At 53.2% G+C, this 12041-nt stretch carries 9 protein-coding genes; 1 reads left to right on the forward strand and 8 read right to left on the reverse strand.

The window, feature by feature from the left end; genetic code table 11:
• Positions 1-35: 35 nt before the first annotated feature.
• The 4 genes from bamJ to dnaK all read right to left on the reverse strand — a co-directional run bounded on the left by bamJ (position 36) and on the right by dnaK (position 4991).
• On the reverse strand, positions 36-653 hold the full coding sequence (gene bamJ, locus SHEW_RS14670; RefSeq protein ID WP_011866638.1) for a BamJ family beta-barrel-assembly machinery protein: 618 nt from the start codon (positions 651-653) through the stop codon (positions 36-38).
• 80 nt (positions 654-733) lie between these two features.
• Positions 734-1522, reverse strand: a complete 789-nt coding sequence (locus tag SHEW_RS14675; RefSeq protein WP_011866639.1) for a M48 family metallopeptidase — start codon at positions 1520-1522, stop codon at positions 734-736.
• Positions 1523-1798: 276 nt separating this feature from the next.
• A complete protein-coding gene (gene dnaJ / locus SHEW_RS14680; protein ID WP_011866640.1) occupies positions 1799-2929 on the reverse strand; it encodes a molecular chaperone DnaJ in 1131 nt (376 codons plus the stop codon).
• Between the two features lie 148 nt (positions 2930-3077).
• Positions 3078-4991 (reverse strand): molecular chaperone DnaK, encoded by a 1914-nt coding sequence (dnaK, locus tag SHEW_RS14685; RefSeq protein WP_011866641.1) that lies wholly within the window; start codon positions 4989-4991, stop codon positions 3078-3080.
• Between the two features lie 307 nt (positions 4992-5298).
• On the opposite strand from dnaK, the gene SHEW_RS14690 reads away from it, so the two are divergent.
• Positions 5299-6225, forward strand: a complete 927-nt coding sequence (locus SHEW_RS14690; protein WP_011866642.1) for a DMT family transporter — start codon at positions 5299-5301, stop codon at positions 6223-6225.
• A gap of 96 nt (positions 6226-6321) precedes the next feature.
• Here the strand turns inward: SHEW_RS14690 and SHEW_RS14695 are convergent, their stop codons facing one another.
• From SHEW_RS14695 to SHEW_RS14710, 4 genes are all read right to left on the reverse strand, one after another.
• Positions 6322-6963, reverse strand: coding sequence for a hypothetical protein (locus tag SHEW_RS14695; RefSeq protein WP_041406686.1), 642 nt, complete (start codon positions 6961-6963; stop codon positions 6322-6324).
• A 287-nt stretch (positions 6964-7250) separates the two neighbouring features.
• Positions 7251-8522, reverse strand: a complete 1272-nt coding sequence (locus SHEW_RS14700; RefSeq protein ID WP_041406687.1) for a glutamate-5-semialdehyde dehydrogenase — start codon at positions 8520-8522, stop codon at positions 7251-7253.
• A 52-nt stretch (positions 8523-8574) separates the two neighbouring features.
• The gene (gene proB / locus SHEW_RS14705) at positions 8575-9693 is read right to left on the reverse strand and encodes a glutamate 5-kinase (RefSeq protein ID WP_041406688.1); all 1119 of its coding nucleotides are present in this window, start codon (positions 9691-9693) and stop codon (positions 8575-8577) included.
• A gap of 227 nt (positions 9694-9920) precedes the next feature.
• Positions 9921-11210 (reverse strand): NCS2 family permease, encoded by a 1290-nt coding sequence (locus SHEW_RS14710; RefSeq protein ID WP_011866646.1) that lies wholly within the window; start codon positions 11208-11210, stop codon positions 9921-9923.
• Positions 11211-12041 lie beyond the last annotated feature (831 nt).

Genomic DNA, 12041 nt, shown 5'->3' on the forward strand with positions numbered 1-12041 from the left:
AAAAAAAGCCTAAGCAAACGCTTAGGCTTTTTCGATTAGATAATGTCGAGCAATTCCACTTCGAACACGAGTGCCGAATAAGGAGGAATTGAGGCACCTGCGCCACGCTCGCCATAGGCCAGGTGATGCGGTACATACAGCTTCCACTTAGAACCAACAGGCATAAGTTGTAGTGCCTCGGTCCAACCGGCGATCACGCCAGAAACTGGGAACTCGGCAGGCTGGTCGCGCAGTACTGAACTGTCGAATACGTCGCCGCTGATGAAAGTACCATGGTAGTGAGTACGCACAGTCGAATCATAGCTAGGCTTGTCACCTGCACCTTCGGTGATGATTTCGTATTGCAGACCAGACTCTAGAGTCACAACGCCGTCACGCTTTTGGTTTTCAGCCAGGAAAGCTTCGCCTTCGGCCGATGCAGCCGCGGCAGCTTCTTCCTGAACCTTTTGAATACGCTGACTAATCTCAGTGAATGCAGTTTGAAGATCTTGCATAGAGACAGCACTCTCTTTACCTTCAAACGCATCTGACAGACCAACCTGAACAGCTGAAATATCGATACCTTCGAATGAGTTAGCTGCGAGCTGCTCGCCTAATTGGCGGCCAACGCCGTAGCTGGCGTGCTGTTCAATTGTGGTGAACTTATCAGACATAATGATTGTACTCTCATTTATTCAATTAATTTCGCGGCGGATTTTATCACAGACTGTGATAAAAAACCCAAAAATTGACCCTAGTCACAGCGATTTTTTCCACCGGCGCTCGCGGCTCGATAAAGCGGCGTCACCTCTGGCAGCATCTGCTGCAGATCGGCGATGCGATGGTCATGAGACGGATGGGTCGATAACAGCTCGGGACCCTGACTGCCTCCAGCCTTAGCCATGTTCTGCCACAGACTGATGCTCTGGCTGGGGTCAAACCCGGCTCTGGCCATCAGCTCGACGCCCATCACATCGGCCTCGCTCTCCTGGGCACGGCCATAGGGCAGGATAAAGCCATATTGAGCGCCCAGGCCAAGGGCCGACATGTATAGGTCTTTGTTGCTCAGGCCGCTGACATCGATGGCGGCGCCGGCGATCTGCATGCCAACACCTGTCATCTGTGCCCGTGACACATGCTCGTTGCTGTGATTGGCCAGCACGTGGGCCACCTCATGGCCGATAACGGTCGCCAGCTGATCCTGATTCTTCGCCACCTTGAGCAATCCGGTATAGACACCAATGTGGCCACCGGGCAAGGCGAAGGCGTTAACCTGATCCGATTCAAACACCACCACCTCCCAGTTGGGCTGACGGCCCGGCAATACCGAGGTGATGCGGTTGGCCACACAGGCCACATACTGATTGACCTGCTTATCCTGGCTCACCTTCTGCTGCTTCTTCATCTCAGCAAAAGATTCGGCCCCCATCTGATCCATCTGCTGGGCTGAAAACAGCAGGGTCTGTTTACGCCCTGTGGGCGATTGTGTGGTAGCGCAGCCGGCTAATAAAAATATTACCAGCGCTGCGGTTAACTGTTTCATCTCTCATCCCTTCTCGTTATGAAACCTTATTCTTGGCTATTTAAAGATAGCTAATAGCAATCACGGTAAGTAAGTGATCAGAAATAGTGCAGGAAAAACGCTCGAGAACAGGGCAGAATTTTTCGATAAGTAGTTATTCTACAATCAAAAATAGTAACGCAGTTATCGGACGTTTTAACAAACTAGCATGATCAATCATTTACTACGATTGGTATAAAACATATAGCGATAAAAAAACCTCGCATCGCGAGGTTTTTCATTGTGTATCAGCAAGGCTTAGCTGTTCAAGTCCTGAAAGAACTTCTTCACGCCATCGAAGAAGCCTTCCGCCTTAGGGCTGTGCTTCTTTGATGAACCCGTCAGGGTGTTATCGAACTCACGTAGCAGCTCTTTCTGCTTGTCGTTCAGGTTCACAGGCGTTTCCATCACCACCTTACACAATAGGTCGCCAACCGCATGGCTGCGCACCGACTTGACCCCTTTGCCACGCAGACGGAACATACGACCGGTCTGAGTTTCCGATGGGATCTTCAGGTTGACCTTGCCATCAAGTGTCGGCACTTCGATCTCGCCGCCCAATGCCGCCGTGCTAAATGAGATAGGCACTTCGCAGTAAAGGTTGTTACCGTCACGTACGAAGATGGCATGCTCACGCACTGTGACCTGTACATAGAGATCCCCTGGAGGCGCGCCAAACTCGCCCGCTTCCCCTTCGCCCGACAGACGAATGCGATCGCCGGTATCCACACCCGCAGGAATTTTCACCGACAGTGTCTTGCTCTTCTCTACGCGGCCTTCGCCATGACACTTACCGCAAGGATCTTTGATGATCTTACCGCGGCCATGACAGGTAGGACAGGCTTGCTGCACAGCGAAGAAACCTTGGCGCATCTGCACCTGGCCCTGACCGTGACAGGTACCACATGTGGTCGGAGAGCTGCCTTTCTTGGCGCCGCTACCGTCACAGAGGTCACAGGTGGCTAAGGTTGGAATGCGTAGCTCTTTGGTCAGGCCACGCACCGCCTCTTCCAGTGACAGTTCCAGGTTGTAACGCAGATCTGAGCCGCGCGCCGCCTGACGCTGGCCACCACGGCGTCCACCACCGAAGATGTCACCAAATACGTCACCGAATACATCACCGAAGTCGGCGCCGCCGCCAAATCCGCCACCGCCGCGGTTAGGATCGACTCCCGCATGACCAAACTGGTCATAGGCCGCCTTCTTATCGCTGTCGGTTAGAATTTCGTAGGCTTCTTTTACCTCTTTGAAGCTGGCTTCGGCCGCCTTGTCACCTGGGTTACGGTCCGGGTGAAATTTCATGGCGAGGCGCTTATAGGCCTTCTTAATCTCACGCTCGCTGGCGTCGCGACCTACGCCCAATACTTCGTAATAATCTCGCTTTGACATAGTCTCATACTTTCTGCGCTAGGGTCTGTTGACCTTTTAGGTTTACTTTTTGTTCAATCTAAAAAGATCAACTGCCCCTTAAGTTATACGAACGGGCGTTAGAGTTACCCCATAACGCCCGCTGGAAATAATTTAGGCTGGGCCTGAATTATTTTTTGTCGTCTTTAACTTCTTCAAACTCGGCATCGACAACATCATCAGCAGGAGCTTCGTTAGACTGCTGAGCCTGCTCGCCTTGGCCAGCTTGCGCCTTAGCCTGAGCGATCTCCATCAGCTTGGCAGACGCTTCCATCAGGGCTTGCGTTGCCTTTTCGATAGCTTCTTTGTCGTTGCCCTTAGTGGCAGTGTCGACGTCAGCCATCGCAGCTTCGATCTTCTCTTTGTCTTCGCTTGGCAGTGCATCGCCCGCTTCTTCGATCTGCTTCTTAGTCGCGTGAACCATGCCGTCAGCTTGGTTGCGTGCAGACACTAGCTCTTCGAACTTAGCATCTTCATCGGCGTGCGCCTCGGCGTCACGTACCATAGCTTCAACTTCTTCATCGCTCAGACCAGAAGAGGCCTTGATGGTGATATTCTGTGCCTTGCCCGTCTTCTTGTCGGTCGCAGACACGTGCAAAATACCATCGGCGTCGATATCGAAGGCCACTTCAATTTGTGGCATGCCACGTGGTGCAGGCTCGATACCTTCCAGGTTGAACTGACCCAGCGACTTGTTGGCGCTAGATTGCTTACGCTCACCCTGTAGCACGTGAATGGTTACCGCGCTCTGGTTGTCATCTGCCGTTGAGAAGGTCTGACTAGCCTTAGTCGGAATAGTGGTGTTCTTCTCGATAAGCTTAGTCATCACGCTGCCCATGGTTTCGATACCCAGAGACAGTGGCGTTACGTCTAGCAGCAGTACGTCTTTCACGTCACCAGCCAATACACCCGCCTGAACCGCAGCACCGATAGCAACCGCTTCATCTGGGTTAACGTCTTGACGCAGCTCTTTGCCGAAGAAGGCTGAAACTTCTGCACGTACCTTAGGCATACGGGTTTGACCACCCACCAGAATCACTTCGTTGATGTCTGATACAGACAGGTCTGCGTCAGCCAGTGCCACTTTTAGCGGCTCTAGTGAACGTTGGATCAGGTCTTCAACCAGAGACTCAAGCTTGGCGCGAGTGATCTTAACCACTAAGTGCTTAGGACCTGTCGCATCAGCCGTGATGTATGGCAGGTTAACTTCAGTCTGAGTCGTGCTAGACAGCTCGATCTTCGCCTTCTCGGCAGCTTCTTTCAGACGCTGCATCGCCAGAGGATCGTTACGCAGATCCAGAGACTGTTCTTTCTTGAACTCGTCGGCCAGGTAGTTGATCAGACGGTTATCGAAGTCTTCACCACCTAAGTGAGTGTCACCGTTAGTTGCAAGCACTTCGAAAGTTTGCTCGCCATCGACACTGTCGATCTCGATGATAGAGATATCGAAGGTACCACCACCTAAGTCGTATACCGCAACGATGTTGTCACCTTGCTTCTTATCGATACCGTAAGCCAGTGCCGCAGCAGTAGGCTCGTTGATAATACGCTTAACTTCCAGACCAGCGATACGACCGGCGTCTTTTGTCGCCTGACGTTGTGAATCGTTAAAGTAAGCCGGAACGGTAATAACCGCTTCGGTTACTGGCTCGCCCAGGTAGTCTTCGGCAGTCTTCTTCATCTTCTTCAGAATTTCTGCAGAAACTTGTGGCGGTGCCATCTTCTTATCGTGCGCTTCAACCCATGCATCACCGTTGTCTGCCGCGATGATCTTAAATGGCATGATGTCTACGTCGCGCTGCACTTCGTCATCTTTGAAACGACGACCGATAAGACGCTTAATAGCAAAGAAGGTATTCTTTGGGTTTGTTACAGCTTGGCGTTTCGCAGGCTGACCAACTAATACTTCTTCGCCTGTATATGCGATGATCGACGGGGTAGTGCGATCGCCTTCCGCGTTTTCAATCACGCGTGCTTTATCGCCATCAAGTACAGCTACACAAGAGTTAGTTGTACCTAAATCGATACCAATAATTTTACCCATGGAGTCCTCCAAAAAAACTTTTAACTTACGCTAACTTTGTTATCTGATTCAGATATGGGGATAGGCGAATTCGTTTTCAAGCCTAATTTTCCGAGCCAATATCTTTCCTTAACACCCTATATTGGGACAGCAATTGGGATTACAAGGGCAAGAAAGATAAAAATTAACTTAATTGAGTATTTTTTTGATCTTAAAAGCTGCCGGGTAGCCAACAAGAAGCGTATAATGCATGCAATCGAAGTAAAACTCCCTCTGTGCCCCAGGCGCATGGGATTTTTTTAGTTGTCTCGTTTAGTGAGAAGGTTCAGTGAAATCATCCAACCAAGCTTATCTCTATGCCTTAGCGGCCATCTTACTCTGGTCGACCGTCGCCACCGCCTTCAAGTTGGCGCTGAGCCATTTTACGCCGCTACAGCTGGTGTTTGTCGCCGTCTCAACCTCTATCGTCGCCCTAGGCGTCATACTGGCCGCGACCGGTAAGCTGCACCTCATTAAGCGCCAATTTGCCAGTCGTCCCTGGTTCTACCTGCAGACCGGGCTACTGAACCCGTTTCTTTATTATCTGGTGCTGTTCAAGGCCTACGCCCTGCTACCTGCACAGCAGGCGCTGTCACTCAACTACACCTGGGCCATACTGCTGCCGCTGCTGGCGGTGCCGCTACTGAAACAGAAGCTGCGTAAGAGCGATCTCACCGCGGCGCTGGTCGCCTATCTGGGTGTCTTCGTGATTGCCACCAATGGTGAAGTAGCCAGCGTGCGCTTCGAGAGTGCCACCGGGGTACTGCTGGCGCTCACCAGCACCCTGCTTTGGTCCCTCTACTGGATAGTCAACACTAAGGATGAGGGCGACCCAGTGGTGAGCCTGCTGCTGAGCTTCTTGGTGGGACTGCCGTTTATTTTGGTGACCCTGCTGCTGACCCAGTCGCTGCCGAGCTGGGATCTCAAGGCCCTTGGCGCAGGCATCTATGTGGGCCTGTTTGAGATGGGAGTCACCTTCGTCCTCTGGTTAGTGGCGCTGAAGAAAGCGGATCGCACCGCCAGCATGAGTACCCTAGTATTTATCACCCCTGTGCTCTCGGTGGGCTTCATCGCCTGGATCCTGCAAGAGACCATCACCCCATCGACCTTTATCGGCCTGGGACTTATCCTGACCGCGCTGGCGCTGCAGCAGCTATTGCCTCAGCTTAAACGCCTGCGAACCAAAACAGCTCCTGCGCTGACGCCGGAGAACTAAAGTCACCGGCTAACTTAAGCTGTCAGAGATAGACGCCCTTGCATAAAAAAACCGACCCTAGGGTCGGTTTTTTTATCACTTATTGATTTTCGGTGGCTAGTTGCGCACGTCTATCTCGCCCACGCCCACCGAGACATACAGATGGTCATCGCCGGCTGTGCCTTGCTGATGATAGCTCTGGCTCACCAAATTCTGGTTTACCTTGAGGCGCTGACCACCGTCACGAATGCTCACCTCGCCCACGCCTGACTCGAGCGACACATCACCAAAGCTTGCCTGGTGCGTGATCTCCGCGCGGCCTACCCCAAGTTCCACCTCTATGCTGGCGCTCAGGCCATCGACAATCACCTCGCCCACGCCGGCATCTACCTTGAGCGCGGCGTTACGGGGCAGATAGACACGCCACTTCTGATTCACATCATCCTGATCCGCCAGGCGCAGCACCAGCTTGTCACCGTCGTCTAAGATATCGAACTTGGCCGAGCTCACATCGCTGTTTTGCCAGAAGCCAAACCATTTCGAATCGTTGGCCTTCACTACCACCTCGACCCGCACCTTATCCTGGTCGCCGGCGATCAGCTCCGCCTGACCAACATCCATGTCCAGCGCCACCTTCTGGCCGCGATAATCGAACTCATCGTTGAGTGTAATGCTAGAGGCCGCCTGAGCGCCCACGCTCATCAAACCTACTAGCAGACTTAAACTTACCAATGCCTTGTTAACCATGTTGTTTTTCATCTTAAGCTCCGTAACCGACTCCCTGTGAGATTGATTAAGACATAGCAAGCAAGATGCCAAAACTGTAACCTGTTGTAATTAAGCGGATTTAGAGTGATTTCGCATTTTTGTTTTAAGGTTTTCCCCAAACAAGTTGCGAAACTCACCAAGGGATCTGGTCAATTTCATCACTAACGTTAATAAGATAAAGCGACTGAGATAAAGTGACTTATATAGCACTTAGCGAAGCAGAAAAACGAAAAGGAGCCCTAGGGCTCCTTTGTAAACTCACTGTCGGTTAGTTTGAGTTAACCGCGGGCGGTGTAGTCGCCGACGCCAATCCACTTATAGGTGGTGAGCGCCTCGAGCCCCATTGGGCCTCTGGCATGCAGTTTCTGGGTCGATACCGCCACCTCGGCGCCCAGGCCAAACTGGCCACCATCGGTAAAGCGGGTGCTGGCGTTGACATACACGGCCGCCGCATCCACCTCGTTGATGAAACGGGCCGTGGCATGAATGTTATCGCTCAATATCCCCTCAGAGTGACCACTGGAGAAGCGGCGAATATGGGCGATCGCCATATCCATATCATCCACCACCCTGACGCCCAGGTTCAGCGACAGCCACTCTGTGCCAAAGGTCTCATCACTCGCCTGATGAGTGACAGTGCCGGCATCCTTGCCTATCGCCTCGGCTTGGTCACAGGCATGGAAACTCACGCCGAGTGCACTTAAGTGGGCATAAAGCTTAGGCAGAAAAGTTTGGGCGATAGACTGGTGAACCAGCACAGTATCCAGGGCGTTGCACACGGTTGGGCGCTGCACCTTGGCATTGGCGATCACCTCGATGGCTTTTAGCTGATCCACCTCGCTATCCACATAGAGATGGCAGATGCCAATACCACCAAGGATCACCGGAATGGTCGCCTGCTCGGCGCACAGGCGCTGCAGGTTCTGACCACCACGGGGCACTATCATATCCACATATTTGTCGAGCTTAAGTAGGCCAGAGACCAGCGCGCGATCAGGGTCTTGGATCAGCTGCACCGCATCGCTCGGCAGCCCCTGCTCGCTAATGGCTTCCCTAATCGCCTCGCTTAATGCCAGGTTAGAGGCCAGGGTCTCCTTGCCACCACGCAGGATCACCGCATTGCCGGTCTTGAGCGCCAGCACGGCGATATCCACGGTCACATTGGGTCGCGCCTCATAGATAACCCCGAGCACGCCTAGCGGTACTCGGCGGCGGGATAAGCGCAGCCCGTTATCCAGCAGCTGGCTCTCCAGCTCGCTACCGATAGGGTCGGCCAACGCCACCACGTTTTCGATGTCGGCAATCACGCCAGATAGTCGCGACTCGTCCAGCAGCAGTCTGTCTATCATGGCATCATTCAGGCCGTTTTCCCGCGCCTTGGCCACATCCTGCTGGTTAGCTGCAACTATCTGCGCGCGCTTATCGGTAAGCTTGGCGGCAATTGCCCTAAGCAAGTCGCGCTTCTGCGAAGCCGTGAGGCTCGCCATGGCATAGCTGGCCGCCTTGGCCTGCTCACCGAGTGTGTTTAAATACTGCTGTTTATCGTCCATCGTTTCTGTTCCACTCATCTTTAATCTGCACAGATTGACTCTGCCGAAAACCTTACAGGACCACCATGTCGTTACGATGCACTATGGCATCGCCGTAGTCGTAGCCCAGCAGCGACTCAATTTCATCCGAATGTTTACCGGCGATCTTCTGCAGATCTTTGGCGCTGTAACGGCTCATGCCCCTGGCATGCTCCCGCCCCTGCTCGTCCACCAGCTGCAGGGTGGCGCCGCGGTCAAACACACCGCTCACCGACACTATCCCCTTAGAGAGCAGGCTGCGTCCCTTCAGGGTCACGGCGTTGATGGCGCCGCTGTCCAGCACCAGCCGGCCCTTGGTCGCCGGGCCGGCCAAGATCCACTGTTTGCGGCTCTCCAGCGGATTTTCCAGCGCGGTAAAATGAGTACCCACCGGCAGCTGACATACGGCATCTAAGATCACCTTAGGATGATGACCCGAGGCGATCACCACCTCGACCCCGGCGCGGCGGGCAATATCCGCCGCCTGCAGCTTGGTCGCCATGCCACCTGTGCCCAGGCCGGAAACCGCGCCGCCCGCCAGGCTTCGCAGGCTGTCGTCGATGTTCACCACCTGCTTGATAAGCTTGGCATCCGGATTAGCCCTTGGATCGGCATCGAACAGCCCCTTCTGATCCGTCAAAAGGATCAGCAGGTCGGCATCACACAGCAGCGCCGCCCGAGCCGACAGGTTGTCGTTGTCGCCCACCTTGATCTCGTTGGTGGCCACCGCATCGTTCTCGTTGATGATAGGAATGATGCCGTTGGCCAGCAGGGCGTTGAGTGAGTCTCTGGCGTTGAGATAACGCTCCCTGTCGTGCAGATCGGCGCGGGTCAGCAGCAACTGGCCCACATGCAGCCCATAGATGCTAAACAGCTGTGACCAGGCGAGGATCAGTTGACTCTGGCCGACGGCCGCCAGCAGCTGCTTGTTGGCGACCGTATCCGGCAGTGTGGGGTAACCTAAGTGCTCGCGCCCGGCCGCGATGGCGCCCGAGGTGCACAGCACCACTTCGACACCCGACTTCATCAGCTTGGCCATTTGTCTGGCCAGCTCAACCATATGCGCCTTATCCAGCTGGCGCGATCCGGAGGTGAGCACGCTAGTGCCCAACTTTACCACCACACGGCGGTAGCCTATCTCACTTAAGTTCATTGACATTTAGACAGAAAAAAACCGAACCCCAAGTTATACCCAATCCCCAGGGCAAATGGTAGCGGGTAAGATAAAAGATTAGAGCCAGTCTACTTTCCTTCAATAAAAGCCCATAAAAAAGGCCATACATTGTATGACCTTTAATCTAAGCTGACTGGCAGTCAACTTAAGCTAAATTTGGCTCTTGCCAAAAACCTAAGCAAAGATGAACTTAGCCATAGATAGACTTAGCCATAAATAAATTTGGCCAGGAACAGCGCCGCCAGCACCAAGACGCCCAAAGAGAGATCCTTGTAGCGACCACTGAAGAGCTTGATCCCTGCATAGGCAACAAAGCCCATGGCGATCCCGGTCGCGATAGAAAAGGTCAGCGGCATCAGGATACAGACCACCACCACGGGCGCCGCCTCGGTGAGATCTTCCCAGTCCACATGTACCAGGCCAGACATCATCAGGATGGCGACATAGAAGAGTGTGCCCGCAGTCGCGTAAGCTGGCACCATGCCTGCCAGCGGCGAGATAAACAGCGACAGCAGGAACATGATCCCCACCACCACGGCGGTGAGACCGGTACGGCCACCGGCGCTCACCCCGGCCGTACTCTCGATATAACTGGTAGTCGTCGAGGTGCCCAACATGGCGCCGGCTATGGTGGCGCTGCTGTCGGCGGTCAGGGCGCGGCCGAGACGCGGCAGTCTGCCCCTGTCGTCGAGGAAACCGCCTCGCTGGGCAACGGCCACCAGGGTGCCAGAGGTATCAAATAGATCCACGAACAGGAAGGCAAACACCACGGAAAGCATGCTGATCTCAAGCACATTGGAGAGATCCATCTTCATGAAGGTGGGCGCAATCGACGGCGGCGTCGAGATCATGCCGCTATATTGCACATCCCCCAGCAGCAGGCCCAGCGCGGTGATCCCCAGGATGCTGATGATCACCGCCGACTGATAGCCTCTGTGCACCAGGGCGATAATGATGAAGAAGCCCAGCACAGACATCACCGCTGGCAAGGCGGTCACATCGCCCATGGTCACCAGGGTCGCGGGGCTGGCCACCACTATGCCGGCACTCTTGAGGCCGATCAGCGCCAGAAACAGGCCGATACCGGCGGCGATCCCCAGACGCAGCGACATAGGGATGCTGTTGACGATCCACTCGCGGATCTTCACCAAAGACAATATCAGGAAGCAGATACCCGAGAGGAATACCGCGCCCAGCGCCGTTTCCCAGCTGTAGCCCATCTCGCCAACGACGGTATAGGTAAAGAAGGCGTTGAGCCCCATGCCCGGTGCCAGGGCGATAGGATAGTTTGCCACTATGCCCATCACCAGACAGCCCACGGCCGCGGCCAGACAGGTGGCGACGAACACGGCGCCATGGTCCATGCCCGCATCGGCCAACATCATGGGATTGACGAAGATGATATAGGCCATGGTTAAAAAGGTGGTCAATCCGGCCACCACCTCTTGTTTTAACGTTGTCTGGTGCTCGGTTAACTTAAATACTTTTTCTAACATGGAACGAGGTTCCTTGATTTAATTATGGTTTATTTAGGTAGGGTAAAAGTTGAAACCAAGTTAACGACTTGATAACAAGCGACGATTATATACGCAATAATCGCGCAAACGCGAGCCAGTTTAGAGCCATGACTCGAGACGATTGCATAAAGGTGATCTACGCCAGATTTATCGCCGGGGATGCGAGACAGAGATGGCAAATTTCAGGCAAAAAAAAGCCTGCTCAAAGAGCAGGCGAGACATGTTTCAAGTGTTCCGAAAGGAAAGAGTTACCGCGCTAGCGGGTTACACTGGCCTACCGCTCAATGAGCAATAGACAACTTGAGTCTAAAAATCCCCAAATGGGGTAAGGTTGATGGATGATGCAACTACTTTAATCAAGTGAACTAGGTTCAAATGATCTCAGGGGTAGTTAGCCCTTAAAAGTCATAGCGTACAGACCACCGCGAAGGGCATCGGTACAAAACCAAGTATTCTGCCAATAAACGTGCTGAATTCCTGTATAAGACATAGTCATTAACTCCTAACAAAGTTGAAAAAATAATCTCTAGTGAAACTTGGCAGGCCTTTCATTTCCGGGGCCATGCCGCAGTCAACTTGTCGCTCGGTTCCTTGGAGAGTTATCCATCCTGGATAGACTTTGAGGTGGAAGACACTGTGTCTAACCAACGAGAGCCATTATATTTAAATGTAGTTTTATTACAAGCTTTTTTTCTATTTTTTTTAAAAAAACCTTCAAACTGTAATTTTACTACATCAAAACCCCATTGCGAGGCGGGGCAAGATCACGCTTTTTCACCCTATTGTGATCCGGCGACAAAAAGGGGCAAG

The sequence above is a fragment of the Shewanella loihica PV-4 genome (genome assembly GCF_000016065.1).
GTDB lineage: Bacteria > Pseudomonadota > Gammaproteobacteria > Enterobacterales > Shewanellaceae > Shewanella > Shewanella loihica.

Excerpts from the sequence above, each read along its gene's own strand:
- SHEW_RS14675 (WP_011866639.1), bottom strand. The coding sequence starts at position 1,522 with ATGAAACAGTTAACCGCAGCGCTGGTAATATTTTTATTAGCCGGCTGC.
- SHEW_RS14710 (WP_011866646.1), bottom strand. The coding sequence starts at position 11,210 with ATGTTAGAAAAAGTATTTAAGTTAACCGAGCACCAGACAACGTTAAAA.
- dnaK (WP_011866641.1), bottom strand. The coding sequence starts at position 4,991 with ATGGGTAAAATTATTGGTATCGATTTAGGTACAACTAACTCTTGTGTA.
- SHEW_RS14700 (WP_041406687.1), bottom strand. The coding sequence starts at position 8,522 with ATGGACGATAAACAGCAGTATTTAAACACACTCGGTGAGCAGGCCAAG.
- dnaJ (WP_011866640.1), bottom strand. The coding sequence starts at position 2,929 with ATGTCAAAGCGAGATTATTACGAAGTATTGGGCGTAGGTCGCGACGCC.
- bamJ (WP_011866638.1), bottom strand. The coding sequence starts at position 653 with ATGTCTGATAAGTTCACCACAATTGAACAGCACGCCAGCTACGGCGTT.
- proB (WP_041406688.1), bottom strand. The coding sequence starts at position 9,693 with ATGAACTTAAGTGAGATAGGCTACCGCCGTGTGGTGGTAAAGTTGGGC.
- SHEW_RS14695 (WP_041406686.1), bottom strand. The coding sequence starts at position 6,963 with ATGAAAAACAACATGGTTAACAAGGCATTGGTAAGTTTAAGTCTGCTA.